At 68.3% G+C, this 26,086-nt stretch carries 22 protein-coding genes and 1 tRNA gene; 13 read left to right on the top strand and 10 right to left on the bottom strand.

The features are described 5' to 3' along the window. Positions 1 to 21: 21 nt before the first annotated feature. From hpaI to LDO27_RS10110, 4 genes are all read right to left on the bottom strand, one after another. Positions 22 to 825 (bottom strand): 4-hydroxy-2-oxoheptanedioate aldolase, encoded by an 804-nt coding sequence (hpaI, locus tag LDO27_RS10125; RefSeq protein ID WP_224041527.1) that lies wholly within the window; start codon positions 823 to 825, stop codon positions 22 to 24. Between the two features lie 45 nt (positions 826 to 870). Continuing rightward, positions 871 to 2,382 (bottom strand): NAD-dependent succinate-semialdehyde dehydrogenase, encoded by a 1,512-nt coding sequence (locus LDO27_RS10120; protein ID WP_224041526.1) that lies wholly within the window; start codon positions 2,380 to 2,382, stop codon positions 871 to 873. A gap of 122 nt (positions 2,383 to 2,504) precedes the next feature. Continuing rightward, entirely contained in the window at positions 2,505 to 4,046 is a 1,542-nt protein-coding gene (locus tag LDO27_RS10115; protein WP_224041525.1) for a UxaA family hydrolase, read from the bottom strand. A 7-nt stretch (positions 4,047 to 4,053) separates the two neighbouring features. Beyond that, positions 4,054 to 5,076 carry a tripartite tricarboxylate transporter substrate binding protein gene (locus LDO27_RS10110; RefSeq protein ID WP_224041523.1) on the bottom strand — a complete coding sequence of 341 codons (1,023 nt, stop codon included), beginning with the start codon at positions 5,074 to 5,076 and terminating at the stop codon, positions 4,054 to 4,056. 163 nt (positions 5,077 to 5,239) lie between these two features. Here LDO27_RS10110 and LDO27_RS10105 point away from each other — a divergent pair, with 163 nt between their 5' ends. Continuing rightward, positions 5,240 to 6,244, top strand: coding sequence for a LysR substrate-binding domain-containing protein (locus LDO27_RS10105; RefSeq protein ID WP_224041521.1), 1,005 nt, complete (start codon positions 5,240 to 5,242; stop codon positions 6,242 to 6,244). A gap of 10 nt (positions 6,245 to 6,254) precedes the next feature. On the opposite strand, the gene LDO27_RS10100 is transcribed toward LDO27_RS10105, so the two are convergent. From LDO27_RS10100 to LDO27_RS10090, 3 genes are all read right to left on the bottom strand, one after another. Beyond that, positions 6,255 to 7,247: a Bug family tripartite tricarboxylate transporter substrate binding protein gene (locus LDO27_RS10100; RefSeq protein ID WP_224041519.1), complete on the bottom strand. Its 993-nt coding sequence runs from the start codon at positions 7,245 to 7,247 to the stop codon at positions 6,255 to 6,257. A gap of 277 nt (positions 7,248 to 7,524) precedes the next feature. Next, a complete protein-coding gene (locus tag LDO27_RS10095; RefSeq protein WP_224041517.1) occupies positions 7,525 to 9,453 on the bottom strand; it encodes a hypothetical protein in 1,929 nt (642 codons plus the stop codon). 244 nt (positions 9,454 to 9,697) lie between these two features. Further along, positions 9,698 to 11,383 carry an electron transfer flavoprotein-ubiquinone oxidoreductase gene (locus LDO27_RS10090; RefSeq protein ID WP_224041515.1) on the bottom strand — a complete coding sequence of 562 codons (1,686 nt, stop codon included), beginning with the start codon at positions 11,381 to 11,383 and terminating at the stop codon, positions 9,698 to 9,700. 295 nt (positions 11,384 to 11,678) lie between these two features. On the opposite strand from LDO27_RS10090, the gene LDO27_RS10085 reads away from it, so the two are divergent. From LDO27_RS10085 to LDO27_RS10065, 5 genes are all read left to right on the top strand, one after another. Beyond that, complete coding sequence (locus tag LDO27_RS10085; RefSeq protein WP_222201311.1) at positions 11,679 to 12,464, top strand: SDR family oxidoreductase; 786 nt, start codon at positions 11,679 to 11,681, stop codon at positions 12,462 to 12,464. 300 nt (positions 12,465 to 12,764) lie between these two features. After that, positions 12,765 to 13,376, top strand: a complete 612-nt coding sequence (locus LDO27_RS10080) for a TRAP transporter small permease (RefSeq protein ID WP_224041513.1) — start codon at positions 12,765 to 12,767, stop codon at positions 13,374 to 13,376. Further along, complete coding sequence (locus tag LDO27_RS10075) at positions 13,373 to 14,677, top strand: TRAP transporter large permease (RefSeq protein ID WP_222201309.1); 1,305 nt, start codon at positions 13,373 to 13,375, stop codon at positions 14,675 to 14,677. Before LDO27_RS10080 ends, LDO27_RS10075 begins: the two co-directional genes overlap by 4 nt. Positions 14,678 to 14,763: 86 nt before the next feature. Then, entirely contained in the window at positions 14,764 to 15,792 is a 1,029-nt protein-coding gene (locus LDO27_RS10070) for a DctP family TRAP transporter solute-binding subunit (protein ID WP_222201308.1), read from the top strand. Between the two features lie 100 nt (positions 15,793 to 15,892). Next, positions 15,893 to 16,294 carry an acyl-CoA thioesterase gene (locus LDO27_RS10065; RefSeq protein ID WP_222201307.1) on the top strand — a complete coding sequence of 134 codons (402 nt, stop codon included), beginning with the start codon at positions 15,893 to 15,895 and terminating at the stop codon, positions 16,292 to 16,294. 16 nt (positions 16,295 to 16,310) lie between these two features. Here the strand turns inward: LDO27_RS10065 and LDO27_RS10060 are convergent, their stop codons facing one another. Beyond that, on the bottom strand, positions 16,311 to 16,856 hold the full coding sequence (locus LDO27_RS10060; RefSeq protein ID WP_224041511.1) for a PAS and helix-turn-helix domain-containing protein: 546 nt from the start codon (positions 16,854 to 16,856) through the stop codon (positions 16,311 to 16,313). 237 nt (positions 16,857 to 17,093) lie between these two features. Here LDO27_RS10060 and LDO27_RS10055 point away from each other — a divergent pair, with 237 nt between their 5' ends. The 3 genes from LDO27_RS10055 to LDO27_RS10045 all read left to right on the top strand — a co-directional run bounded on the left by LDO27_RS10055 (position 17,094) and on the right by LDO27_RS10045 (position 20,868). Beyond that, positions 17,094 to 17,801: a CoA transferase subunit A gene (locus LDO27_RS10055; RefSeq protein ID WP_222201305.1), complete on the top strand. Its 708-nt coding sequence runs from the start codon at positions 17,094 to 17,096 to the stop codon at positions 17,799 to 17,801. Positions 17,802 to 17,812: 11 nt separating this feature from the next. Then, on the top strand, positions 17,813 to 18,451 hold the full coding sequence (locus LDO27_RS10050; protein ID WP_224041509.1) for a CoA transferase subunit B: 639 nt from the start codon (positions 17,813 to 17,815) through the stop codon (positions 18,449 to 18,451). A 263-nt stretch (positions 18,452 to 18,714) separates the two neighbouring features. Beyond that, positions 18,715 to 20,868, top strand: coding sequence for an F-box protein (locus LDO27_RS10045; RefSeq protein ID WP_224041508.1), 2,154 nt, complete (start codon positions 18,715 to 18,717; stop codon positions 20,866 to 20,868). Between the two features lie 10 nt (positions 20,869 to 20,878). Here the strand turns inward: LDO27_RS10045 and LDO27_RS10040 are convergent, their stop codons facing one another. Both LDO27_RS10040 and LDO27_RS10035 read right to left on the bottom strand, forming a co-directional pair. Continuing rightward, entirely contained in the window at positions 20,879 to 21,343 is a 465-nt protein-coding gene (locus tag LDO27_RS10040) for a DUF411 domain-containing protein (protein WP_222201302.1), read from the bottom strand. Between the two features lie 27 nt (positions 21,344 to 21,370). Beyond that, positions 21,371 to 22,147, bottom strand: a complete 777-nt coding sequence (locus tag LDO27_RS10035; RefSeq protein ID WP_224041506.1) for a 3-hydroxybutyrate dehydrogenase — start codon at positions 22,145 to 22,147, stop codon at positions 21,371 to 21,373. Between the two features lie 196 nt (positions 22,148 to 22,343). On the opposite strand from LDO27_RS10035, the gene LDO27_RS10030 reads away from it, so the two are divergent. From LDO27_RS10030 to LDO27_RS10015, 4 genes are all read left to right on the top strand, one after another. Further along, the gene (locus LDO27_RS10030) at positions 22,344 to 23,231 is read left to right on the top strand and encodes an alpha/beta fold hydrolase (protein ID WP_222201300.1); all 888 of its coding nucleotides are present in this window, start codon (positions 22,344 to 22,346) and stop codon (positions 23,229 to 23,231) included. Positions 23,232 to 23,292: 61 nt separating this feature from the next. After that, positions 23,293 to 23,655, top strand: coding sequence for a RidA family protein (locus tag LDO27_RS10025; RefSeq protein WP_224041504.1), 363 nt, complete (start codon positions 23,293 to 23,295; stop codon positions 23,653 to 23,655). Between the two features lie 13 nt (positions 23,656 to 23,668). After that, positions 23,669 to 25,891, top strand: a complete 2,223-nt coding sequence (locus tag LDO27_RS10020; protein ID WP_224041502.1) for a RelA/SpoT family protein — start codon at positions 23,669 to 23,671, stop codon at positions 25,889 to 25,891. A gap of 21 nt (positions 25,892 to 25,912) precedes the next feature. Beyond that, positions 25,913 to 25,989: transfer RNA gene (locus LDO27_RS10015), tRNA-Val, on the top strand. Positions 25,990 to 26,086 lie beyond the last annotated feature (97 nt).

Genomic DNA, 26,086 nt, shown 5'->3' with positions numbered 1-26,086 from the left:
GGGAATCGTCGCTGGAGATCATCAGTACGCGGCGGAGGGCGGCGTGGCGGCGGGCCGCTCGCCCCCGAGGAAGTCGGCGGCCAGCTTGCGCGCGGCGCCCGCATAGAGCAGCACGTCCACGCCGGTGGCGACGAAGGTGCAGCCCAGCTCCAGGTAGCGTCGCGCCAGCGCGGGGTCGGACGTCAGCGTGCCGGCCGCCTTGCCGCTGGCGATGATGGTCGCCATCGCGCGCTCGATCATGGCCTGCACGTCGGGATGGGCCGGCCGGCCGCGATGGCCCATCGACGCGGCGAGATCCGCCGGGCCGATAAAGACACCATCGACGCCGTCGACCGCGCAGATGGCCTCCAGGTTGTCCATCGCCGTGACCGTCTCCGCCTGCACCAGCAGGCAGACTTCGTCGTCGGCCACGTCGAGATAGTCGGTGCGCTGGCTCCAGCGCGAGGCGCGGCCCACCGCGCTGCCCACGCCGCGGATGCCGCGCGGGGGATAGCGCATGGCACTGACCAGCGTCGCGGCCTGCTCGGCGGTATCGACCATCGGCACCAGCAGCGTGGTGGCGCCGATGTCCAGCAGCTGCTTGATCAGCGGCACGTCGCCGGCCACGGCGCGCACGACGGGATGGGAGCGGTAGGGCGCCACCGCCTGCAGGGTCTGCAACGTGACGCGCAGATCGTTGGGCGCGTGCTCGCCGTCGATCAGCAGCCAGTCGAAGCCGGCGGTGGCCGAGACCTCGGCAAGGTAGGGCGTGGCCATGGACATCCACAGGCCGATCTGCGCCTGGCGGGCGGCCAGCGCGGCCTTGAAAGGGTTCTGTGCGGGCATCGTGTTCGGTGTCGGAGGGGAAGGGCGATGGGGGTCAGGCGGGCATCACGCCAGCAGCCCCTGGCAAAGATACTTGGTGTGCATGTAATCGTCGAGGCCGTGGCGCGAGCCCTCGCGGCCATAGCCCGATTCCTTGACGCCGCCGAAGGGCGCGGCCTCGGACGCGATGGCGCCCTCGTTGATGCCCACGATGCCGGTCTCCAGCGCCCGCGCGACGCGCCAGATGCGGCGCACGTCGTTGGAGTAGAAGTAGGCCGCCAGGCCGAAGGGCGTGTCGTTGGCGTCGCGGACGACCTCGTCCTCGTGCCGGAAGCGGAAGATCGGCGCGACGGGGCCGAAGGTTTCCTCGCACGACAGCGCCATGGCCGGCGTCGCGTCGATCAGCACGGTCGGCGCGTAGTAGTTGGGCCCATCGTCGCGGCGCACCCGCTCGCCACCGGTCACGATGCGCGCGCCGAGGGCGACGGCATCCTCGACATGGCGGGCGATCTTGTCCACCGCGCGCGCATTGATCATGGGGCCGATCTGCGCGTTCTCCTCGGTGGCGGGGCCCACGCGCAGCGCGCCGACGCGGCGCGCCAGCCGTTCGACGAAATCGTCGTGCACGGCCTCGTGCACGTAGACGCGGTTGGGGCAGACGCAGGTCTGGCCGCCATTGCGGAACTTGGACGCCATCAGGCCGTCGACGGCCGCATCCAGGTCCGCGTCCTCGAACACGATGAAGGGGGCGTTGCCGCCCAGTTCCAGCGACAGCTTCTTGAGCGTGCCTGCCGATTCGCGCGCCAGATGCTTGCCGACCGGCGTGGAACCGGTGAAGGTGATCTTGCGCACGCGGCTGTCGGCAAGCCACGCGTCGACGACCGCGGGCGTGTTGGCGCGCGAGGCGGTGACGATATTGAGCACGCCGGCCGGCATGCCGGCGAGCTCGGCCAGGTACACGAGCGCGAGCGCGGTCAGCGGCGTGTCCTCGGCCGGCTTGGCCACCACGGTGCAGCCCGCGGCCAGCGCCGGCGCGATCTTGCGCGCGATCATCGCCAGCGGGAAATTCCACGGCGTGATCGCCGCCACCACCCCTACCGGCTCCCTGAGCACCAGCATGCTGCGGCCGGTGACGGCCGGCTCGACGATATCGCCGCAGATGCGCGTGGCTTCCTCGGCGAACCATTCCACGTAGGAAGCGCCGTAGAGCACCTCGCCGCGGGCCTCGTGCAGCGGCTTGCCCTGCTCGGTGGAGATCAGGCGCGCGAGGTCGTCGCGATGCTCGAGCATCAGCGCATGCCAGCGCTTGAGCGCCTGCGCCCGTTCGCGCGCCGGGCGCGCGCTCCAGCCGGGAAACGCGGCGTGGGCCGCGTCCGCCGCGGCGCGGGCGTCGTCGGCATCGCTGTCCGCCACGCTGGCGAACACGGTGTCGGTGGCGGGATCGAGGACATCGATGCGAGCGCCCCGGCCGGCATCGCGCCATTGCGCGCCGATGAAGTTCCGCGCGCGCAGCAGCGCGGGGTTGGCGAGGGTGAGGGCCGGGGGAGCGGGCGTCGAAGCGGACGGGGATGCGGACATGGAGGCTGACATGGAGGCGGACTGGAAAGCGGACTGGAAAGCGGACATGGGGGCGTGCATGAAAGCGTGCAGGGATGCCGGCCGGGCCATCGATGGCCCGGTCTCGAGGTGGAACGGCGCGCTCAGCTGACGATGCCCAGATGCCAGGGCACGAACTCGTGGTCGCCCAGGCCGAGCAGTTCGCTCCTGGTCGGCTCGCCCGAGGCCGCGCGCAGGATATGGTCGAAGATATGCTGCCCCATCTGCTCCATCGACAGCGCGCCGTCGAGCACCAGGCCGCAGTTGATGTCCATGTCGTCGCGCAGCTTCTCGTACATGCGCGTGTTGGACGCGAGCTTGATGGTTGGCGCGGGCTTGGAGCCGAACATCGAGCCGCGGCCCGTCGTGAAGCAGATCAGGTTGGCGCCGCTGGCGATCTGCCCGGTTGCGGCCACCGGGTCGTAGCCCGGCGAATCCATGAAGACGAAGCCCGGCTTGTCGATCGGCTCGGCGTATTCGTAGACGGCCTGCAGCGGCGTGGTGCCGCCCTTCATCGCGGAGCCCAGCGACTTCTCGAAGATGTTCGCCAGGCCGCCCTGCTGGTTGCCGTGGCCGACCACGCCGTTGAACTGCGCGTTCTGGCCGGCGGTGTAGCGCTCCCACCAGGCGAGCCGGTCGAGCAGCTTCTGGCCCACCTCGGGGCTTACCGCACGCCGCGTGAGCATGAATTCCACGCCGTGGATCTCCGGGGTTTCCGACAGGATGGCGGTGCCGCCGTGGCGCACCAGCAGGTCCATCGCGGCGCCCAGCGCGGGGTTGGCCGTGATCGCGGAAAAGCCGTCCGAGCCGCCGCATTCGAGGCCGATCTTCAGGTGGCTGGCGGACACCGACTGGCGCACCGCCGCGTTGGCCGCCGGCAGCATGGCCTCGACCGCGCGGATGCCCGCGGCGATGGTCTCGCGCGTGCCGCCGGAATCCTGCATCACCAGCGTGCGCAGCCGCTCGCCCGGCACCATGCCCTGCGATTCGACCAGCGAGGCAACCTGGTTGCGCTCGCAGCCCAGCCCCACGATCAGCGCGCCGGCGAGGTTCGGATGGCGCGCATAGCCGGCCAGCGTGCGGCGCAGCACGTCGAAGTGCTCGCTGGGCGAGGACATGCCGCAGCCGCTGGTCTGCGCGAACGCGACCACGCCGTCGACGTTGGGATAGGCCGCCAGCCGCTCCGGCGTGAAGTGGGCGGCGATATGCTTGATGACCGTGGCCGAGCAGTTCACCGACGACAGGATGCCGATGAAGTTGCGCGTGCCCACGCGCCCGTCCTCGCGCACGAAGCCCATGAAACGCGCGCGTTCGGCCTCGGGCACGTAGTCGACCGGGCGCACGTCCTGGCAGAACGCCGGATCGCGATAGAAATCGACCAGCTTCAGGTTGTGGGAGTGCACATGGTCGCCCGGCGCGATATCGCGGTCCGCGACGCCGATCACGGTGTCGTACTTGCGCACCGGCGTGCCGGCCGCGATGGCGCAGGCGGCGATCTTGTGGCCGGCGGGCACCTGCGCGCGCACGCGCAGCGCCAGCTCGGGAAGGGTCTGCCCAAGCGACAGATCGCCCTTGGCGATCACCACGTTGTCGTTGGGGTGCAGCCGGACTACGGCATTCGCGGAGTTCGCGGGAGTCGGATTCACGTTGCCATCAACCTTGTTGCAGCATCTCTTTGAGCTTGAGGCGCTGGATCAGCTGAGTTTCCTGGTCGTAGACCGTGCTGACGTACTTCTTGTAGTCGGGACCGTCCAGGTACATGATCGGCGCGTCGATGCGGGCCGCCACCTGCCTGAACTCGTTGCTCGCCACGGCGGCGCGGAACGCGTCGCGCAGCGTCTTTTCCACGGCGGGGTCGAGCCCCTTGGGCGCGCCGATGCCGTTGGGCGCTTCGACCACCACGTTGAAGCCCAGCTCCTTCAGCGTCGGCGTGTCCTTGAAGCGCGGCGTGCGCTGCTCGCCCCAGGTCGCGAGCAGGCGCATCTTGCCGGCCTCCACATGCGGGGCCCACGAGCTGGAGTCGGCCAGCATGTCGACCTGTCCGGCCAGCACGTCCTGCAGCGCGGCGGCGCCGCCCTTGTAGGCCACGCCATTGAACTTGATGCCGGCGGCCAGCGCGAATTCCTCCATGCCGACATGCGTGGCGCCACCGATGCCCGCGTGGCCATAGGTCAGCTTGCCGGGGTCGGCCTTGGCCGCGGCCACCACGTCGCGCAGCGTCTTGTAGGGCGACGCGGCGGGCACCGCGATGCCGAAGGTCTGGCCCGAGGTGCGTGCCAGATAGGTCAGCTCGGTGCGCGGGTCCAGTTGCAGCATGCCCAATTGCGAGAAGCGGGTCACCGAGATCGGGATCTGGCCGATGGTGTAGCCGTCGGGCGTGGCGCGCGCCAACGCCTTGGTGCCGATCATGCCCGACGCGCCGGCGCGGTTCTCCACCACGATGGACTGCTTCAGGATGCCGCTGGCGACCTGGCACAGCGCGCGCATCGACTGGTCGGCGGTGCCGCCGACGGCCCACGGGCAGATAAACGTGATGGGGCGTTCGGGATACTGGCCGGCGCGGCTGGAGAACGGGAGCATCAGGCCAGCGGTGCCGGTGGCGGCCGCGGCGGCGGTGGCCGCGCTGCCGATCAGAAAGCGGCGGCGTCCCGCATCGGTGGGGAATCGTTGCGTCATGTGTCTTCCTCGCATCGTTATAGATATCGTGGGGCGGACGTACTGCGATGCACGCGAGTTGCCGTGGGTCGCCCGCCGTGCCCGGATTGTCGCCAGCGCCCACATAACAATCCAATCAAAGATGGGAATTGCTTCATAACCTTTCGGTTAGGTAGACTGCCGCATGGCCCATATCGACCGCGCGCTGCGCTCCAACATCAAGCTACGCCATCTGCAGCTGCTGGTGGCGCTGGACGAATTCCGCCACCTCGGGCGCACCGCGGAATTTCTGTCGGTGAGCCAGCCCGCGGTCTCCAAGGTGCTGACCGAAGTGGAGAAGATGCTGGGGCTCACGCTGTTTACGCGCTCGACGCGCGGCACCGAGCCCACGCCGGCCGGCGATTCGCTGGTGCGCTTCGCGCGCACGGTGCTGGCGCAGTACGAGACCACGCGCGACGAGATCGAGGCGGTGGCCAGCGGCGCCACCGGGCGCACGCGCATCGGCTCGATGGGGGCCGCGCTGCCGGTGCTGCTGATGCGAGCGATCGGACTGCTGAAGGAACGCGCCGCGCAGGCCACGGTGCTGGTGGAGGAGGGCGACCTGACCCATCTGCTGCCCAAGCTGCGGCTGGCCGAACTGGACGTGATCGTGGCGCGGCTGGAGCCGGGCTATGCGGCGCCGGACCTGCTGACCGAGCCGCTCTACGAGGAGGCGATGGTGGCGGTGGTCCGGCGCGGCCATCCGCTGGCGCGCAAGGCCCGGCCCGGCTGGGCCGACCTCGCGGCGATGCCGTGCGTGCTGCCGCCGCCGTGGGCCTCGCTGCGGGTCAAGATCGAGCAGGAGTTCTACCGCCACGGCGTGCATCCCCCGGCCGACCTGATGGAGTCTTCGTCGTATCTGGCGCTGTCCAGCTATGTCACGCAGCGCGGTGCGGCGGGGTTTCTCGCCGAATCGGTGGGGCGGCATTTCGCGCGCGAGGGCATGTTCGAGGTGCTGGCCCTGGACGTGCCGCTCAGCCTGCCGCCGCTGGGCATCATCACGCTGCGCGGGCGGCACCTGACCGCGAGCGCGGAGCAGCTGATCGAATGCCTTCGCGCCGCGTCCGCGGAGGTGGTGGCGGGGCGGCCCCGGTTGGCGGCGCGCAAGGCGCCGCGCAAGACGCCGGCGCGCAAAACGGCGCGCCCCTGAGGCCAGCGTCCTACTGGCCTTCGATCTTGAAGCCGATGTCCTTGATGAACTGGCCCCAGCGCGCATGGTCGGTCTTGATCTGCGCGGCGAACGCCTCGGGCGTGATGGCCTTGGGCGGCAGCACGCCGATGCCGGCCAGGCGCTGGTGATAGGTGGGATCGGCCAGCACCTTGCGCGCGGCGACGGACACCGCATCGGTGGTTGCCTTGGGCATGTCCTTGGGACCGAACAGCGCAAAGTAGCCGCTCAGCCGTTCCATCTCGGGAAAGCCCAGTTCGCGGAAGGTCGGTGCGCCGGGCGCCAGGTCCGAGCGCTCCGGTATGGTGGTCGCCAGCACCTTGGTCTTGCCCGCCTGGTACAGCGGCACGCCGGTGGTCAGCCCGTCGATCATCAGCGGCACCACGCCGCCGACCAGATCCTGGGTGGCGGGCGCCGAGCCCTTGTACAGCACCGGCTCCAGATGCGTGCCGGCGAGGCGGTTGAACAGCAGCGGGCCGAAGTGCGACGAGGTGCCGGGGCCGTAGGACGCCGAATGGATCGGCTTGGTGGGATTGGCCTTCGAGTAAGCGATCAGTTCCTTCAGCGAGGAATAGGGCGCGTCCTTGTTGGCGACGAACACGACAGGCGCGCGTCCGATCTCCGCCAGGGCCGTCAGGTCGGTCAGCGGATCGTAGGGAACGCGGTTGATATGGGCGCCCGAGGTGGCGGAGGAACCGAGCGTGACCAGCAGGGTATGGCCGTCCGGCTTCGCGCGGATCACGTCCTGCGTCGCGGGAATGGTGGCGCCGCCGGGCTTGTTTTCCACCACCACGGACTGGCCGATGGCCTTGCCCAGGTAGTCGGCGAACAGCCGCGCCACCACGTCGGTGCCGCCGCCGGGCGGATAGGCCACCACCATCCGGATCGCCCGGCCGGGCCATTCGGGTGCCTGCGCCCAGGCCTGCGGTGCAATGGCCGCGGTGGCCGAGGCCCCCGCGGCGACGAGAAACTGTCGACGGTCCATGTTGCCTCCTGTGCGCGCCGGGCGCGTGGTTTTTTTAGTGGAGGCTATGGTACGGCGGGTGTCCGTTCGATTTAACCCCGGGTTTTCCAGACGGTGTTGGTTGGGGGAAGGACCTGCGTCGTGGTGGCGGTCACCCTCACCCCCGACCCCTCTCCCGCTGGCGGGAGACGGGAGCAAACCACCAGCGCTGCCAATGCTCTCGGTGTTCTCCCCTCTCCCGCATGCGGGAGAGGGGCCGGGGGTGAGGGTGACCGCCCCCAATCCCACCAACCTGCGCTTACCGCGTCAGATACGCCGTCAACAACGTCGTCAACGGCAGCGCCCGCACGGTCGTCGTGCCGGCGCTGTCGGTCAGAGCGGTGCGAATCGTGCCCGCCGTGCCGATCCCGAGCGTGCCGCTGCCCGGCACGCCGAACTCGCGATGGTATTCGAGCCCGCCGCTGGTCAGCGTGGCGCCGCTCGTCGGCGTGGCGGTGAAGACCATCGGCGTGGCCGTGTCGAACACCACGCCGCCGCTCATGCCGCGCACGTCCAGCGCCGCCGCGCCCGTGCCGTCGCCGAAGCCCGGCGTCGTGTCGAGCCGCGCCGAGATGCCCTGGGTCATGATGTAGTTGCCGGCCTGCATGATCTCGAAGTACGAGCTCTGCACCATGACCGCCGGCGCAGCGCCCGGCGTCAGCGGCGTGCCCGTGTCGCCCGGATTGGCGAAGGCCAGCCGGTCGATCCACGAACCGCGCGCGGCGAACAGCATCGACGGCATCGTGCCTTCCGCATGCGGCGCGTTGAAGACCACGTCGAACGTGACATGGCCGCGCACGTCAGGCACCGGCGCGCCCGGGTCGGCGGCGTGGTAGACGACCTGCATGGTGCCCTGCCTGGCCACCGTCAGGCCCGCCAGCGGATCCGCCGTCAGGCAGTTGTCATAGGCGATGTCGAAGCGGTCGCCGTTGTTCAGCGTGCCGCTGTTGTCCATGTCCAGATAGTCGATGGCCACCTTGCCTTGGGACAGCGCGCCGACGGCGCATGTGTACTCGACGTGGCCCTGTGCCAGCGCCGCCTCCCACCGCGATGCCGGCTCCGTGCGCAGCAGCAGCGGCGCCATCGCGCCCCGCATCACCGCGCCCAGGTCCATGCTGGCGACCGGCTCCAGCGCCGCGGCGCCGGCGGCGCGGGCCGCGAGGTCGGGCGGGTTGTCCATGGTGGCCAGCATCAGCGCATTGGAATCGTCCACGATGCCCTTGATGCTGGAACCGATATTCGCCGCGGCCAGGCTCGGCCCCGCCTTGGCCAGATACTGCCCTGCCTCGAGACGGCCGGCGAGGGCGAGCAGCGACTGCCGGTCCGCCGTGCCCGTGTTCTGGCTCTGCATCGCCTGGATCAGCAGCGCGACCTGCATTTCCACCAGTTTGGGGGTCCACTCGGAAATGGACGTGGGTACCATCGGGGAATTCGACAGGGGTGCCGACAGCCTGGCCATCTTCTGGCGCGCCTGCGCCATGGCGTGCAGTACCGCGGCGGCTTCGCCCGCGGCGGTGCTGGGCAGGTGGGTCACCGGCGCGCCGATCGGCGTGGGCGCCAGCATGCCGGCGCCGCCCGTCAGGCCGAGCACGCCAGCGATCACGAGACGGTTTTCGCCCATGACCTGGGCGATCAGGTCGGAGATCTGCTGGCGCAGCGCGGCGGCTTCCTCCCGGTGCGCGGCCATCGCCTCCTCTTGCCGCGCGCGCAGTTCCTGCAGGCGCACGGCCTTCTCGTTGGCCAGTCCCAGCGCGATCTCGTCCAGCGGCGACACCGACACCGGGGCCTGGATGCCGCATACGTCCGGCGCCACCGTCTGCATGCGGAAGCTCGACGGCAGGGCCTCGCGCAGCCCGGTGGCCTCGTTGAAGTAGGTCGCCGAGTCGGCGCCGCCCACGGTAATGAAGGCCGGGCCGCAAGGGTCGGTGTTGGCGGGGGGCGTGAGCACGATCGCGGCCAGGCCATCGCTGCCGACCGTGCCCTGTCCCAGCAGGACGCCCGAGAGGTTGGTCACCCACACAGGGGCGTTCGCGACCGAGCCCAGATGGGGCTGCACCGCGACGGTGCGCTGCGCCGGCGCGGTTTCCGGCGGCACCGGTGCCGGCTCATTCCTGTCGCGGTCGCCGCCGCAGCCCGCCACTGCGCCGGCCATCGCCATGGCCAGCGACCATTGCTGGATCGTTCTCATCCCTCACTCCCGTCTGAAGCGCTTCGATGTTGCGCGGCGTCCTTTTCGCGGACGCTCGTCGTCGTGCAGTACCGACCCGGGATCACCCGTTGACCAGGGTCGGCGCGAAGCGTAGCACGGCACCCGCGCGGGCAAATACGGAGAAAAGAGGGGAAAGGCGGACACTGTTGCGTGCGCGCCAACGGCCGGTCCGTGCAATAAAAAAGGCACCGCGAGCGGTGCCTTGGGAGCGGGACGGTGGCGCTTACATGCCGACGTAGTTCGGCCCGCCGCCGCCTTCCGGCGTCACCCACACGATGTTCTGCGTCGGGTCCTTGATATCGCACGTCTTGCAGTGGACGCAGTTCTGGGCATTGATCTGCAGCCGCTCCTTGCCTTCCTCGTTCTGCACGAACTCGTACACGCCCGCCGGGCAGTAACGGCTCTCGGGGCCGGCGAACTTGTCCCAGTTGATCTCCACCGGCACGCTCGGGTCCTTCAGCGTCAGGTGGGCCGGCTGGTTTTCCTCGTGATTGGTGTTGCTGATGAAGACCGAGCTCAGGCGGTCGAACGTCAACTTCCCATCGGGCTTCGGGTAGGCGATGCGCTCGCACTCCGCCGCCGGCTTCAAGTACAGGTGGTCGGCCTTTTCCCGATGCAGGGTCCACGGCGGATTGCGGATGCCGAGCTTGGGCAGCAGCCATTGCTCGATGCCGGTCATCAGCGTGGCGGTGGTGCGGCCCTTCTTGAACCACTGCTTGAAGTTCTTTGCCTGCAGCAGTTCCTTGTACAGCCAGCTGTTCTCGAAGGCCGCCGGGTAGGCGGTCAGTTCGTCGTGCTGGCGGCCCGCCTGCAGCGCGTCGAACGCGGCCTCGGCTGCCAGCATGCCGGTCTTGATCGCGGCGTGGCTGCCCTTGATGCGCGAGGCGTTCAGGTAGCCCGCGTCGCAGCCGACCAGCGCGCCGCCCGGGAAGACGGTCTTGGGCAGCGACAGCAGGCCGCCCGCGGTGATGGCGCGCGCGCCGTAGCCAATGCGCTTGCCGCCCTCGAAGTACGTGCGGATCTCGGGGTGGGTCTTGAAGCGCTGGAATTCCTCGAACGGCGACAGCCACGGATTGGTGTAGTCCAGGCCCACCACAAAGCCCACCGCGACCTTGTTGTCCTCCATGTGATAGAGGAACGAGCCGCCGTAGGTGGCCGGATCGAGCGGCCAGCCGGCGGTGTGCACCACCAGGCCGGGCTGATGCTTGGCCGGATCGATCTCCCACAGCTCCTTCAGGCCGATGCCGTAGCTCTGCGGGTCCTTGCCGGCCTCCAACTGGAACTTGGCCAGCAGCTGGCGGCCCAGATGGCCGCGCGAGCCTTCGGCGAAGATCGTGTACTTGGCGTGCAGCTCCATGCCGAGCTGGAAGTTGTCGGTGGGCTCCCCTTCCTTGGAGATGCCGAGATTGCCCGTGGCCACGCCCTTGACCGAGCCGTCCTCGTTGTACAGCACCTCGGCGGCCGGGAAGCCGGGGAAGATCTCGACGCCCAGCGCCTCGGCCTGCTGGCCCAGCCAGCGCACGAAGTTCGAGAGGCTGACGATGTAGTTGCCCTCGTTATGGAAGCACTCCGGCAGCAGGGCGTTGGGGGTGCTCTTGGACTTCGTCTCGTCGAGGAACAGGAACTTGTCTTCCGTGACGGGCTGGTTCAGCGGCGCGCCCAGTTCCTTCCAGTTCGGCAGCAGTTCGGTCAGCGCGCGCGGGTCCATGATCGCGCCCGAGAGAATGTGCGCGCCCGGCTCCGAGCCTTTTTCCAGCACGCAGACATTGACCTCGGTGCCCTTTTCCTGGGCAAGCTGCTTCAGGCGGATGGCGGTCGACAGGCCGGCGGGACCACCGCCGACGATGACGACATCGTATTCCATGGATTCGCGGGGGCCGAACTGCTCGACGAGCTGTTGCTGATCCATTGTCTCTAAACCCTTCTATGTATTCTGGCTTGGTAGCGATTGTGGGAGATGCGGTGTTCTTTGCCGCCGAACCGGGCGGGTTCGAAGCAATTTGTGCTTCCCCTTTGTGGCCCGAGTTCTTAGAATCTCCGGCATTGTCCGGGAGTCGACACCCTCAGGCAAGACATTTTTTGGAACGCTCGTTCTTTTTTTTGATATGCTGGCTTCGGATTTTCGTAGCCGGTTTTTCCCCGGAGAGCCATGCGCGCGGGCGGTCCGAAGCCGGGCGGCGCGCCTCTCCAAAGCAGAGGTCAATATGGGTTTGTCGATCAATCTCGAAGGCAAGGTCGCGCTGGTCACCGGCGCGTCGAGCGGGCTGGGCACGCGCTTCGCCCATGTGCTGGCCGCGGCCGGCGCCAAGGTGGTGCTGGCCTCGCGCCGTACCGAGCGGCTCAAGGAGCTGCGCGCCGAAATCGAGGCCGACGGCGGCAGCGCCCATGTGGTGCGGCTCGATGTCACCGACTTCGACAGCATCCGCTCCGCGGTCGCCCATGCGGAGACCGAGGCCGGCGCGATCGATATCCTGGTCAACAACTCCGGCGTCTCCACCACGCAGCGGCTCACCGAGGTGACGCCCGACGACTTCGATTTCGTCTTCGACACCAATACGCGCGGCGCCTTCTTCGTCGCGCAGGAAGTGGCCAAGCGCATGATCGCCCGCGCCAAGGGCGCGGAGAAGAACGGCAATCCGCTGCCGCAGTCGCGCATCGTCAATATCGCTTCGGTGGCGGGCCTGAAGGTGCTGTCGCAGATCGGCGTCTATTGCATGAGCAAGGCGTCGGTGGTCCATATGACCAAGGCGATGGCGCTGGAGTGGGCCCGCCACGGCATCAATACCAACGCGATCTGCCCCGGCTATATCGACACCGATATCAACCATCACCACTGGGAAAGCGACGCCGGCCAGAAGCTGATCCAGATGCTGCCGCGCAAGCGCCTGGGCAAGCCCGAAGACCTCGACGGCCTGTTGCTGCTGCTCGCCTCCGACCAGTCGCAGTTCATCAACGGCGCCGTGATCACTGCCGACGACGGTATGGTATAAAGCGGGCCGCGCTGTCCGCCACAGGGCGCCGCAGCGCGCCAATCGCGCGAATTGGCCCGCCATTGCCCCGTCAGAAGCGGGGCAGGGTCTCGGCCCGGGGCTTATCCGGTCCCCTCGGGCTTTCCGGCCATTGCGCTACGCCATCTCCCTTGCCTGCCATCCCGTCAGGGTTATGGAGGTGTGCGCGCCCATCCAGCTTGGGCATAATTCACTGGCATTTTCACGCCTCGCGCGTGGCACAGAACGACAATCGACGCGGCCGCACGCCGGCACGCGCGAACCGGACCGGAGGCCGGGCAAATGGAGCAACAACGGGAGCCACGGCGCGAAGCCGTGCCGCAACACCTGGTCGACTCGGCCGTCATCCCCGAAGCCGCCGATGAGGCGCGGGACGCCGAGTTCAGGATCAGCCCGCGCATCGAGGACTGGATCGGCGTCATCGTGATGGCGCTGCTGGTGGCCATCACGTTCGCCAACGTGGTGGTGCGCTACCTGACCGACGAGTCCTTCGCCTGGACCGAGGAGTTCTCGGTCTTCCTGATGATCGTGCTGGCCCTGGTCGCCGGCAGCGCCGCCGTGGCGCGCGATCGCAATATCCGTATCGAGTACTTCTTCGAACGTGGCAGCGCCGCGCGCCAGAAGCGCCTGGCCATCGTGTCGGCGCTGGCCGTGGCGGTGATGTTCATCGCGCTGGCGGTGCTCGGCGCGCGCGTGACGTGGGACGAATACACCTTCGGCGAGACCACTCCCGGCATCGGCGTGCCAAGCTGGTGGTATTCGGTCTGGCTGCCGGTGCTCTCGGCGGGCATCTCGCTGCGGGCGCTGGCGCTGGCGCTGCGCAACGTGCGGGCGCTCAAGGCGCTGCATGCCGCGCGCGTGGCCGGCGACACCACCACGGGAGGCCGGCCATGACGCTGGTCGCCATCGTCCTCTTCGTCGTCTTCATTGGCCTGATGCTGCTCGGCGTGCCGATCGGCGTTGCGCTGGGCCTGGGCGGGCTGATCGCCATCGGCCTGTCCAATCTCGATACGCAGATGTTCGGCCTGCTGGCCGTGCCGCAGAATTTCTACGCGGGCCTGGCCAAGTATCCGCTGCTGGCCATCCCGATGTTCGTGCTGGTGGGGTCGATCTTCGATCGCTCCGGCGTGGCGCAGCGGCTGGTCACGTTCGCCATCGCCGTGGTCGGACGCGGCCCGGGCATGCTGCCGCTGGTGGCCATCCTGGTCGCCATGTTCCTCGGCGGCATCTCCGGTTCGGGCCCGGCCAATGCGGCGGCCGTGGGCGGCGTGATGATCGCGGCGATGTCGCGCGCCGGCTATCCGGGCGCCTACAGCGCGGCCGTGGTCGGCGCCGCGGCCGCCACCGATATCCTGATTCCCCCTTCGGTTGCCTTCATCATCTACAGTGTGCTGGTGCCGGGCGCGTCGGTGCCGGCGCTGTTCGCTGCCGGCATGATCCCCGGCATCCTCGCTGGCGTGGCGCTGATCGTGCCGGCCGTCTGGCTCGCGCGCAGGCACCGGATGGGCGCCATCGAGGCCGACCTGCCGCGCCCGCCGTTCTGGCGCAGCCTGCGCGAGGCGGCCTGGGGCCTGTTCGCGCCGTTCCTGATCCTCGGCGGCATGCGTGCCGGCTGGTTCACGCCGACCGAAGCCGCGGTGGTGGCGGTGGTCTATGGCCTGTTCGTCGGCATGGTCGTCTATCGCTCGATCGGCATGCGCGACCTGTTCGTGATCTTCCAGGAAGCCGCCGAGACCTCGGCGGTGATCCTGCTGGTGGTCGCGCTGGCCGGCATCTTCGCTTACGCGCTGTCCACGCTCGGCGTGATCGATCCGCTGGCCCAGGCCATCGCCACGTCGGGGCTGGGCGAATACGGCGTGCTCGCGCTGATCGTGCTGCTGCTGATGACCGTCGGCATGTTCCTCGACGGCATCTCCATCTTCCTGATCTTCGTGCCGCTGCTGCTGCCCATCGCCAATGCCTTCCAGTGGAATCCGGTCTGGTTCGGCGTGGTGCTGACGCTGAAGGTGGCACTTGGCCAGTTCACGCCGCCGCTGGCGGTCAACCTGATGGTGTCGTGCCGGATCGCCCGGGTGCGCATGGAGCAGACCGTGCCGTGGGTAATCTGGATGCTGCTCGCCATGTTCATCGCGATGCTGATGGTGCTCGCCTATCCGCCGCTGGCGTTGTGGCTGCCCGAGAAGCTCGGTTACTGACCGGCCCGCAAGGGCCTGCACCAGCACCAAACGAACCCAAACCAACAAGTCCGACAACGACGATCCGCAAGAGGAGAACGAAGACAATGAAACGCCGTGCCCTGATGCTTTCCCTGGCCGCCACGCTGGCCGCCGCCGCCCTGGCGCCCGCCGGCGCGATGGCGCAGACCTACAAGGCCGAATACAAGATGTCGCTGGTGCTGGGCCCCGCCTTCCCGTGGGGCAAGGGCGGCGAGATCTGGGCCGACCTGGTGCGCCAGCGCACCAACGGCCGCATCAATATCAAGCTGTACCCGGGCACCTCGCTGGTGGCCGGCGACCAGACCCGCGAGTTTTCCGCGATCCGCCAGGGCGTGATCGACATGGCGATCGGCTCGACCATCAACTGGTCGCCGCAGGTCAAGGAACTGAACCTGTTCTCGCTGCCGTTCCTGATGCCCGACTACAAGGCGCTGGACGCGCTGACGCAGGGCGAAGTCGGCAAGTCGCTGTTCACGACGCTGGAGAAGGCCGGCGTGGTGCCGCTCGCCTGGGGCGAGAACGGCTTCCGCGAGGTGTCGAACTCCAAGCGCGAGATCCGCAAGCCGGAAGACCTCAAGGGCCTGAAGCTGCGGGTGGTGGGCTCCCCGCTGTATATCGAGACCTTCAACGCGCTGGGTGCCAACCCGACGCAGATGAGCTGGGCCGATGCGCAGCCGGCGATGGCCTCCGGCGCGGTCGATGGCCAGGAGAACCCGCAGTCGGTGTTCGCCGCCGCCAAGCTCTACACCGTGGGCCAGAAGTTCGTGACGACCTGGGGCTATGTCGCCGACCCGCTGATCTTCGTGGTCAACAAGCAGATCTGGGAGAGCTGGACGCCGGCCGACCGCGAGATCGTCAAGCAGGCCGCCATCGACGCCGGCAAGCAGGAGATCGCACTGGCCCGCAAGGGACTGGTCGAGCCGGGCGCGCCGGCATGGAAGGACATGGAGGCGCATGGCGTCAAGGTGACCCAGCTCACGCCGGCCGAACACGATGCCTTCCGCAAGGCGACCGTCAAGGTCTACGACAAGTGGAAGAAGCAGATCGGCGCCGACCTGGTCGGCAAGGCCGAGGCGGCCATCGCCAAGCGCTGAGCGAAGGGTGCGGGGCGCGGCCGCTCGGCCGCGCCTTGGCCGCAGTCAGGGTGGCGCGACGCGCCACTTTTTTTGTCCCGAATTTCCGGAGCGAGCCGCCATGCAACACGTCTTCACGCTGCGCATGCCCATCCGCTGGGGCGACATGGACGCCATGGGCCATGTCAACAACACCGTCTATTTCCGCTATCTGGAGCAGGCGCGCATCTCGTGGTTCGAGTCCGTCGGCCGCAGCGGCCGAGACGCGAACGGGCAGGGACCGGTGATCATCAATGCGCGGATGGACTTCCTGCGCCAGCTCCGCTATCCCGGCGATATCGAGATCCGGCTGTATGCCGGCCAGCCCGGGCGCAGCAGTTTCGAGACCGAAGCGGAAATCCGCCGCGTCGATCAGCCCGACGTGCTCTATGCCAGGGGCGGCGCCAAGGTCGTATGGTCGGACTTCGCGGCCGAGAAATCGGTGCCGCTGCCCGATGCGCTGCGCCAGCTGATGGCCGGCTGAGCGCGGCCGCGCTGGCCTACTGGTGGATCAGCCGCTGCACCAGGTCCACCGAGGTACTGGCCCCGTATTTCTTCATCAGCCGCGCGCGATAGATATCCACCGTGCGCGGGCTGATCGCCAGCAGCTTGCCGATCTGCTTGCTGGTCTTGCCCTCCACCAGCTGCGCCGCGATGTCCCGTTCGCGCGCGGTCAGCTCGGCCGTGACGGCGCGCTTCTGCGACAGGTCCTCGAAGGTCCAGATGCCGGCGCCCAGCGGACGCTTGCGGTCCAGCGCCCGCCCCGTGACGTGGCACCAGAACAGTTCTCCGCCGGCCCGCTTCATGATGCGTTCGTCCGAGTACAGCCCCTTGGCGTTCATGATGGGCACGATGCGCGCCCCGGTGCGCTCGAACTCGTCCGGGGTGGGGTAAAGGACCTGGAAGGATTGCCCGAGCAGCGCCTCGCGCGTGGCACCGAAGATCCGGCACACCTCTTCATTGCAGTCCTCGATGATCCGCTCGCGCGACAGCACAAGGCCGACGGGCGCCATCTGGAAGGCGGTCTGGTAGTCGATGGCTGGCATGAGTCCTTATGTATTTCTACGTATTGGCGCATTACGCGGCGCTTGCGTATGCTGTCGTGCGCGGCCGGCGGACGGCGAACGTGCCTGATCGTGCCCGGTCCTGCCGATTGTACCGTCGGCGGTTGCGCCGGCTGGCGCGATATCGGCTTCCCCGCCGAGCCGTCATAATGCTTCCCGGCATCGCCTGCCGCTTTCGGCGGCGTCCGGATCGGGAACCCATCGAGGAAGGAGATAAGCATGAACAAGGTCTACGCCAGTGCCGCGGAGGCGCTCGCGGGCGTGGTGCGCGACGGGCAGACGCTTGCCGTCGGCGGCTTCGGCTTGTGCGGCATTCCGGAAGCGCTGATCGCGGCCCTGCGCGACAGCGGCGTCAAGGGACTCACCTGCATTTCCAACAACGCCGGCGTGGACGGCTTCGGGCTGGGCCAGCTGCTGGCCACCCGCCAGATCCGCAAGATGATCGCGTCCTACGTGGGCGAGAACAAGGAGTTCGAACGCCAGTACCTGGCCGGCGAGCTGGAGCTGGAATTCACGCCGCAAGGCACGCTGGCCGAGAAGCTGCGCGCCGGCGGCGCCGGCATCCCCGCCTTCTTCACGAAGACCGGCGTCGGCACCATCGTGGCCGAGGGCAAGGAAATCCGCGACTTCGACGGCGAGCAGTACGTGATGGAACGCTCCCTGACGGCCGACGTGGCGCTGGTCAAGGCCTACAAGGCCGACAAGGCCGGCAACCTGGTGTTCCGCCGCACCGCGCGCAACTTCAACCCGATGTGTGCGATGGCCGGCAAGGTCACCATCGCCGAGGTCGAGCAGATCGTCGAAACGGGTGAGATCGATCCGGACGACGTGCATACGCCAGGCATCTTCGTGCAGCGTATCGTGCTGAACGCCAGCCCCGAAAAACGCATCGAGCAGCGCACCGTGCGTGCCGCGGCAGCCCGCTAAGGAGACAGATCATGGCATGGACACGTGACGAGATGGCGGCGCGCGCCGCCAGCGAACTGGAAGACGGCTTCTACGTGAACCTGGGCATCGGCCTGCCGACCCTGGTCGCCAACCATGTGCCCGAGGGCATGGAGGTCTGGCTCCAGTCCGAGAATGGCCTGCTGGGCATCGGCCCGTTCCCGACCGAAGACGAGGTGGATGCCGACATGATCAATGCCGGCAAGCAGACCGTGACGACGCTGCCGGGCTCGTCGATCTTTTCCTCGGCCGATTCCTTCGCGATGATCCGCGGCGGCCATATCAACCTCGCCATCCTCGGCGCGATGCAAGTCAGCGAGAAGGGCGACCTGGCCAACTGGATGATTCCGGGCAAGATGGTCAAGGGCATGGGTGGCGCGATGGACCTGGTCGCCGGCGTGGGCCGCGTGATCGTGCTGATGGAACATACCGCCAAGCGCAAGGATGGCGGCGAGGACATCAAGATCCTGCCGTCGTGCTCTCTGCCGCTGACGGGCGTGGGCGTGGTCGATCGCATCATCACGGATCTGGGGGTGCTGGACGTGACGGCCGAGGGTCTGAAGCTGGTCGAGACCGCGCCCGGCGTGAGCCGCGAGGAAATCGAGAGCAAGACCGGCGTGCCGCTGCGCTGAGCGCACCGGCCCCGTTGGCGGCCTCGCGCCGCAGGGAAAGCCCCGCCATTGCCGGCGGGGCTTTTTTCGTTTGGCGATCCGGGGCCGGTCGGCTTTCCGCGACCCTGCGCAGATTCTCAAGCCGCGGCGTCTTCCGGATCGCACTGCCGCATCCCCACGAATAGGCTTGTCCTCGCATACGAGGCGCCGAGGCCGGAAGCGTCCTTCAGGCGCGGAAAGCCGCGCTTCGGCGCCCACCCGCCATGCCGACCAGGAGATCGGGAATGCCGCGATTCATTCATGGGGCTGGTCCGTCCGCCGCCAGTGCACCGTTGCCGCCGGGCGCTGACCAGCACGCCCGGCCGCCCAGCCACATGGCGCGGTTACCGAACGAGTTGCAGCTCGAGGTGGCCCGCCATCTCGGCTTCGACGACAGGCATCGGTTCGCCCGGGTGAATCGCAACGTGCGCAACCTGCTGGCGCCGGACTGCCGGCGGCACCGGCTGATCGCATGGGCGGCGTGGGCGGCATCGGAGACGCAGGTGTGCCAGTTGCTCGACACGATCGCCTTCGAGCCGCCGTCCACGCGAGCCGTGGTGCTGCATGCCCTGGCGAAGCGCCTCGACGGATTCGACAATGGACTGCGCCGCGAATGCCTGCTGTGGGTGCTACAGGGCATCGGCGGCCTGCCGCCGGATCTGCGGCCAACGCCGCTGCTCGCGGCGGTGCGTGGCATCCGGACCGCCACGGGACCGTGCGAAGACGCCATACGCCAATGGGCGAACGCGCTGGTCGGCGCGATGTTCGAAACGAGTCATCCGGACGCGGTGCAGTGGCACGTGGAACTGGGTCGGCATCTGGAGGCGCCGTTGACCGATGCGAGAGTGCAGTTCTGGGTCGGCTATGCAACGCGCTTTGCGCCCAAGCCCAGGGCGCGAATGCTCGAGGAGGTTGCCTTCGCGTTCGATACCGGCGCCCGCATGGAACAGGTCGGCGCCGTGCTGCGCGGCGCGCAGACCCTGACCGGTGCCGACGGAAGTCCGCTGCCCTGCCAGCTGCGCGTGCTGGAGCGGCTGGCGGCGGTGATCGACTGGGAGCATCTGCACCCCCAGGACCCGGCGTGGGACATCTGGCATGCACTGATCGAGGCCGCGCGCGGCTTCCCTGGCCACGAAGCCGGCCGTCTGCTGGCCCGGCTGCTGCCGGCCCTGGTCAGGCACGATTTGCCGCCCGCCGCCGCGGGCCGGATCCGGGCGCGCCTGAACGAGGTGGTGACGCCATGCCGGGAACTCGCGATCTTTGTTCGCGCATCGGCAATCAGCTTGCGCCGGTTCGAGTTGCAGGCGCCGGAGTGGTCGTCGTTCCTGGAGGACATACGCGAGCTGGACGATGCCGCCCGCGCCCGGCTGCTGAACGCCTTCGAGGACGAGTTCTTCAATCCGGACAGGCACGAGGATGCGGACCGGCCGGCCTGGGAGGCGTTGCGCAAATCGGCGCTGGCGCTGATTCGCGAGATCTCGCCGCCGCAGGCGCAGCTGGCACCGCTGCAGCGGTGGCTGGAGGGGTTGAGCGTAGTGGGGGGGAAAGAGGGCAGTCTCGACGCGGCCAGCCTGCGCGAGGCATTGCGCCTGGTGGCGCCATTCCCGGACGCGATCCGCGCGGCGCTGCTGACGGCCTGCGCAGAGTGGCTCGCGGCTTCCTGCACGCACTGGGCGACCTTGTTGCTGGCGATCGTGCAATTGCCGGCCCACGTGCGCGGAGAACCGCTGCTGGCCCTTGCCGAGGAATTTTGCGCATTGCCTGCGTGGGCACGTCCCGCGGATCAGTGGTGGACGCTGGTGCAGGCCGCCAAGGAGCTTCCCGCCGCGCAGAGAACGGCAATGCTGAAGGAACTGGGCGGCGCCATCGCGCGGTTGCCGCAGCAGGAGAGGGCGGCCTGCCGGCGTGAGCTGGAGGCGTGCCTCGCAGACCTGCCGTTGGTCCGCAGGGCGCATGTGCTCGTGGGGCTGGGAGAGAAAGCAAGAGCCTCCGAAGAGCGGGCCTGGGTGCTGAGGATGTCGCGACAACTCGATGCGGCACGGCATCGCCATCGGATGGACGACCTTCCGATGGTCCCGTTTACCCCCATGATCCTGTTTGCCCTGGCAGACGCCACGCACTTCGACGCGGCGCGCAGCGCGGGCGAGGAGGACACGGCATGGTGGGAGCTGATGTCCGCGGTCACCGATCTCGAGGCGGGAACGCGCACGCTGCCGCTTCGCCGCCTGGACCGGCAGCGGTTTTCCGTGGCCCCGGCGGGGCGGGAGGCTGCCACCGCCGCGTGGCGTTCCTGCGAGCTCGAGGAGCAGGCGGTTTTCCAGGCGTTCCATGCCCAGCGCCGCGCGTACCTGCAGGCCGTGTTCGTGGCCGTCGATCCGGCCGCGAGGTCGGGCGGTTGAGAACGGCTCTTCAGCCGCGCGGCTTGTTGTAGCTCGAAAACACCCGCGCTCCGCCATCAGCGCGCACCAGCAGTACATCGAACGGATCGGCGCGCGGACCCTGTTCCATGCCGGGCGAGCCGACCGGCATGCCCGGCACCGCGAGGCCCACGGCCTTGGGCCGCTGGGCCAGCAGCTTGCGGATATCCGCCGCCGGCACGTGGCCCTCGATGGCATAGCCGGCGATGCGGCCGGTATGGCAGGAGCCGAAGCGGTCGGGCATGCCCAGCCGCGCGCGATGCACGCCGGTGTCCTCGACATCGTGCACGGTGACGGCGAAGCCGTTGTCGCGCAGATGCTTGACCCACGCCTCGCAGCAGCCGCACGTCGGGCTCTTGTAGACCACGATGGCGGCCTCGGCCTGCGCAAGGGCGGCAGTGCCGAGGCCGGCGAACAGGGCCGCGCCGGCGGCCGCCAGGAAATTACGTCGTTTCATGATGAATTGATCCGCGGGGTGGCAGGATTACTGCGCGACCCATCCTCCGTCCATGTTCCAGATCGCGCCGCGCACCTGCCGCGCGGCTTCGCCCGACAGGAACACCGCCAGCGCGCCAAGCTCTTCGGGCGTGACGAACTGTCCCGACGGCTGCTTTTCCAGCACCAGTTCCCGCTTGGCCTGTTCCACGGCGATGCCTTCGCGCGCGGCGCGCGCCTCGACCTGCTTCTGCACCAGCGGTGTCAGCACCCATCCCGGGCAGATCGCATTGGCGGTGATGCCGGTCTGCGCGGTCTCCAGCGCGGTGACCTTGGTCAGGCCGACGATGCCGTGCTTGGCGGCGACATAGGCGGATTTCTGCGCCGAGCCGACCAGCCCGTGCGCGGACGCGATATTGATGATGCGGCCCCAGTCCTTGCTGCGCATGCCGGGCAGGGCCAGGCGCGTGGTGTGGAAGGCGGAGGTCAGGTTGATGGCGATGATCGCGTCCCAGCGCTCGACCGGAAAGTCCTCGATGTTGGCGACATGCTGGATGCCGGCATTGTTGACCAGGATGTCGGCGCCGCCGAACTCGCTGTCCGCATAGCGCATCATGTCCTCGATCTCGGCGGCCTTGCTCATGTCGGCGCCGTGATAGCCCACGCGGATGCCCGTGCCGGCGCTCTCGATCTGGCGCTGTGCGCCCTCGGCGTCGCCGAAGCCGTTGGCGATGATATTCGCGCCCTGCGCCGCCAGCGCCTGCGCGATGCCGAGACCGATACCGCTCGTCGAGCCCGTTACCAGCGCCGTCTTGCCTTTAAGCATGGATGCCTCCGTCGGAAAGGGTGGGCCGCGCGTTCGGCGTGCCCGGTGGGATTGCCTGGATGCGGTGCCGTGGGGCACCCTGGGGAGCAGTGGCATTGTAACCTTCGCGGCGTACAATCGAGGCTTGTCCAACCCCGGCCGCCATCGCTGGGGACCGCTTCCGACCCCGTCCCACCGCTTCGCAGGAGTCCTCAAGATGTCCGCCAGTCCGCGCCTCGGCTTCGTCCAGTGCATCAGCCCCGCGGGTCTGCACCGCATGGCGTACCACGAGTGGGGAGACCCCGCCAATCCGCGCGTGCTGATGTGCGTGCATGGCCTGACCCGCACGGGCCGCGATTTCGATACGGTGGCGCGCGCGCTGTCCGGCGAATACCGGGTGGTGTGTCCCGATGTGGTGGGGCGCGGGCGCTCCGACTGGCTGCTCAATCCGCGCGGCTATGTCGTGCCCCAGTACGTCGCGGACATGGTGACGCTGATCGCGCGGCTGGGCGTGGAGCAGGTGGACTGGTTCGGCACCTCGATGGGCGGCCTGATCGGCATGAGCCTCGCGGGCCTGCCCAAGAGCCCCGTGCGCAAGCTTTTGCTCAACGACGTGGGCCCGCGCATCGCGCCATCGGCGGTCGAGCGCATCGGTGCCTATCTGGGGCTGCCGGTCCGCTTCAAGACCTTCGAGGAAGGGCTCGCCTACCTGCAGACCATCGGCGCCTCGTTCGGCCGCCATACCCCGGAGCAATGGCGCGAGCTGAACAGCGCCATCCTCAAGCCGGTGCAGGGCGCCGAAGGGCTGGAGTGGGGCCTGCACTACGATCCCGCCATGGCGGTGCCGTTTCGGGAAACCACGGCGGACATGGTGGCGGCCGGCGAGGCGGCGATGTGGAACCTGTTCCAGGCCATTCCGGGGCCGACGCTGGTCGTGCGCGGCGCGCATTCGGATCTGCTGACGCGCGAAACGACGGCGGAAATGGTCGCGCGCGGCAAGCAGGTGCGCTCCGTGGAGGTTCCGGACGTGGGGCACGCGCCCACCTTCGTCGACCCGTCGCAGGTCGCCATTGCCCGCGAGTTCTTCGTGGGGACCGGCGCCTGAGGCACGCATGAGGCCGCACCGCGCGGCAGCTTTCTTACCGTATCAACCTGAACAAGGCAGCATGAGCAACGCAGAACTCCAACGCGCCCACGTGGGCAAGCGCCTGTCCGAATACGCCGTCTACAACGGCGTGGTGTACCTGGCGGGCCAGGTACCCGAGCTCGATCCGGAAGCGGATATCCGCGGCCAGACGCGCGAGGTGCTGGGCCACATCGATCGGCTCCTGGCCGAGGCCGGCAGCGACAAGACGCGCATCCTGTCGTGCCAGATCTTCCTCAAGGACGTCGACCTGATCGGCGCCATGAACGAGGTGTGGGACGAGTGGGTGGCGCAGGGCAACACGCCGCCGCGCGCCACGGTCGAGGCGCGCCTGGCCAATCCCAAGTACCTGATCGAAGTGGTGGTGACCGCCGCGCAGAAGTAAGGCGTTCCTGGACATGGTGACGTCGACGGACGTAACGGGGCAGATGGCGGGTACGCCCGACGCCGATCTGGTCGAGCGGGCGCTGGCTTTCGTGCGCGAGCGCGGACAGGACGCGACCCTGCCCACCGGGGAGACGGTGCTCTCGCATGCGGAGGGCATGCTGCGCATCCTCGACGGGCTGCGCGTCGACGACGCGGCGCGCGCCGCCGCGGCCCTGTTCGCATTGGCCGCCTTCGTGCCGGACACCGAGCCCGAAATCGAACCCCGCTTCGGCGAGGAGGTGACGCGGCTCGTGGGCGGGGTGCGCCAGCTGCTGCGCATCGGCGCCATGGCGGTCAATCGCGACGAGCCTGCCGCACCGTCGAAAAGCCAGATCGAGGCCCGGCACGAACAGGTCGAGGCGCTGCGCAAGATGCTGCTGGCGTTTGCGCAGGACATCCGCGTGGTGCTGGTGAGGCTGGCGTCGCGGCTGCAGACGCTGCGCTGGATGGCGCAGACCAAGACCGCGCCGCTGCCCGGCGTGGCGCGCGAGACGCTGGACATTTATGCGCCGCTGGCCAACCGGCTGGGCATCTGGCAGATGAAGTGGGAGCTCGAGGACCTTGCGTTCCGCTTCGAGGAGCCCGATACCTACAAGCGCATCGCGCGCCTGCTCGACGAAAAGCGCATCGAGCGCGAGGGCTATATCGCGCAGGCCATCGCCCGGCTGCAGTCCGAGCTTGCCGCCGCCGGCATCCGCGCCGAGGTCACCGGGCGCCCCAAGCATATCTACAGCATCTGGAAAAAGATGCGCGGCAAGAACCTGGACTTCGCCGACCTGTACGACGTGCGCGCGTTTCGCGTGATCGTCGACGACATCAAGGACTGCTATACGGTGCTCGGCATCGTCCACCACGTGTGGCAGCCGATTCCGCGCGAGTTCGACGACTACATCTCGCGGCCCAAGGCCAACGGCTACAAGTCGCTGCACACGGTGGTGATCGGGGACGATGGCCGCGCCTTCGAAGTCCAGATCCGCACGCAGGAAATGCACCACTTCGCGGAGTACGGCATCGCCGCGCACTGGCGCTACAAGGAGGCGGGCAGCAAGGGCTACAGTGGCCAGTTCGCGGCCAGCGAGAGCTACGACGAGAAGATCGCCTGGCTGCGCCAGCTGCTGGCGTGGAAGGACGAGGCCGACCACACCGTCGCGCACGACGAATCGCCGTGGGAGCAGCTCAAGCACGCGGCCATCGACGACCACATCTATGTGCTGACGCCGCAGGCACGCGTGGTGGCGCTGCCTCAGGGCGCGACGCCGCTGGACTTTGCGTACTACCTGCACACCGACCTGGGGCATCGCTGCCGCGGCGCCCGCGTCGACGGCGCCATGGTGCCGCTGAACACCCCGCTCAAGAATGGACAGACCGTCGAGATCGTCGCGGTCAAGCAGGGCGGGCCGTCGCGGGACTGGCTCAACGCGGAACTGAGCTACCTGGCCAGCACGCGGGCGCGGGCCAAGGTGCGCGCCTGGTTCAACGCGATGGATTCCGCGGAAACCATCGCGCAGGGCCGGTCGCTGATCGACAAGACGCTGCAGCGCGAAGGCAAGACGGCCGTCAACCTGGACGCGCTTGCCGCGCGGCTGGGCTTCAAGACCCCGGACGACCTGTTCGCCGCGGTGGCCAAGGACGAGTTCAGCCTGCGCCATGTCGAGCATGCGCTGCGCCATCCCGAGGGCGAGGCCACGCCGCAGGTCAGCGAGGAAGAGGCGTTCACCAAGAAGAGCCGCGCGACCAGCGTGGCGCGCGGCGCCAAGAGCGGCGTCCTGGTGGTGGGCGTGGATTCGCTGATGACGCAGATGTCCCGCTGCTGCAAGCCCGCGCCGCCGGACGAGATCGTGGGCTTCGTCACGCGCGGGCGCGGCGTATCGATCCACCGCCGGCAGTGCCACACCTTCCAGCAGCTGTCCGCGCGCGCGCCGGAACGAGTCATCCACACCGAGTGGGGCAAGAAGAGCGACGCCGTGTATCCGGTCGACATCCAGGTCGAGGCGGTCGATCGCCAGGGCCTGCTGCGCGACATCTCCGAAGTGCTGTCGCGCGAGAAGATCAATGTGACCGGAGTCAAGACGCTGTCGAGCAAGGGCGTGGCCCGCATGCAGTTCACCGCCGAGGTGGGCGAGGCCACGCAACTGCAACGCGCCCTCGGTTTGATAAAAGATGTGTCGGGGGTGTTGCAGGCAAAAAGAAGGTGATGCTATACTCGCGTCTTCGCTAGGCTCGTAGCTCAGCTGGTTAGAGCACCACCTTGACATGGTGGGGGTCGTTGGTTCGAGTCCAATCGAGCCTACCAACGAATTGCAGTAAAGACGTATCAGAGCAGTAACGTTCAACCCGGGCTGTCGGTTTCAGTTCAGCCCACAGCAAGGAACGGAAAGGCGCCATGGTTA

This window comes from Cupriavidus respiraculi, assembly GCF_914271545.1.
Lineage (GTDB): Bacteria > Pseudomonadota > Gammaproteobacteria > Burkholderiales > Burkholderiaceae > Cupriavidus > Cupriavidus respiraculi.
Note: the sequence above shows the minus strand (reverse complement) of the source record. Positions and strands in the feature narration are given on the sequence as shown.

Excerpts from the sequence above, each read along its gene's own strand:
- LDO27_RS10105 (WP_224041521.1), top strand. The coding sequence starts at position 5,240 with ATGGCCCATATCGACCGCGCGCTGCGCTCCAACATCAAGCTACGCCAT.
- LDO27_RS10050 (WP_224041509.1), top strand. The coding sequence starts at position 17,813 with ATGGCATGGACACGTGACGAGATGGCGGCGCGCGCCGCCAGCGAACTG.
- LDO27_RS10025 (WP_224041504.1), top strand. The coding sequence starts at position 23,293 with ATGAGCAACGCAGAACTCCAACGCGCCCACGTGGGCAAGCGCCTGTCC.
- LDO27_RS10120 (WP_224041526.1), bottom strand. The coding sequence starts at position 2,382 with ATGTCCGCATCCCCGTCCGCTTCGACGCCCGCTCCCCCGGCCCTCACC.
- LDO27_RS10085 (WP_222201311.1), top strand. The coding sequence starts at position 11,679 with ATGGGTTTGTCGATCAATCTCGAAGGCAAGGTCGCGCTGGTCACCGGC.
- LDO27_RS10060 (WP_224041511.1), bottom strand. The coding sequence starts at position 16,856 with ATGCCAGCCATCGACTACCAGACCGCCTTCCAGATGGCGCCCGTCGGC.
- LDO27_RS10070 (WP_222201308.1), top strand. The coding sequence starts at position 14,764 with ATGAAACGCCGTGCCCTGATGCTTTCCCTGGCCGCCACGCTGGCCGCC.
- LDO27_RS10020 (WP_224041502.1), top strand. The coding sequence starts at position 23,669 with ATGGTGACGTCGACGGACGTAACGGGGCAGATGGCGGGTACGCCCGAC.
- LDO27_RS10035 (WP_224041506.1), bottom strand. The coding sequence starts at position 22,147 with ATGCTTAAAGGCAAGACGGCGCTGGTAACGGGCTCGACGAGCGGTATC.
- LDO27_RS10090 (WP_224041515.1), bottom strand. The coding sequence starts at position 11,383 with ATGGATCAGCAACAGCTCGTCGAGCAGTTCGGCCCCCGCGAATCCATG.
- LDO27_RS10030 (WP_222201300.1), top strand. The coding sequence starts at position 22,344 with ATGTCCGCCAGTCCGCGCCTCGGCTTCGTCCAGTGCATCAGCCCCGCG.
- LDO27_RS10065 (WP_222201307.1), top strand. The coding sequence starts at position 15,893 with ATGCAACACGTCTTCACGCTGCGCATGCCCATCCGCTGGGGCGACATG.
- LDO27_RS10045 (WP_224041508.1), top strand. The coding sequence starts at position 18,715 with ATGCCGCGATTCATTCATGGGGCTGGTCCGTCCGCCGCCAGTGCACCG.
- LDO27_RS10080 (WP_224041513.1), top strand. The coding sequence starts at position 12,765 with ATGGAGCAACAACGGGAGCCACGGCGCGAAGCCGTGCCGCAACACCTG.
- LDO27_RS10110 (WP_224041523.1), bottom strand. The coding sequence starts at position 5,076 with ATGACGCAACGATTCCCCACCGATGCGGGACGCCGCCGCTTTCTGATC.
- LDO27_RS10075 (WP_222201309.1), top strand. The coding sequence starts at position 13,373 with ATGACGCTGGTCGCCATCGTCCTCTTCGTCGTCTTCATTGGCCTGATG.
- LDO27_RS10040 (WP_222201302.1), bottom strand. The coding sequence starts at position 21,343 with ATGAAACGACGTAATTTCCTGGCGGCCGCCGGCGCGGCCCTGTTCGCC.
- hpaI (WP_224041527.1), bottom strand. The coding sequence starts at position 825 with ATGCCCGCACAGAACCCTTTCAAGGCCGCGCTGGCCGCCCGCCAGGCG.
- LDO27_RS10095 (WP_224041517.1), bottom strand. The coding sequence starts at position 9,453 with ATGAGAACGATCCAGCAATGGTCGCTGGCCATGGCGATGGCCGGCGCA.
- LDO27_RS10055 (WP_222201305.1), top strand. The coding sequence starts at position 17,094 with ATGAACAAGGTCTACGCCAGTGCCGCGGAGGCGCTCGCGGGCGTGGTG.
- LDO27_RS10100 (WP_224041519.1), bottom strand. The coding sequence starts at position 7,247 with ATGGACCGTCGACAGTTTCTCGTCGCCGCGGGGGCCTCGGCCACCGCG.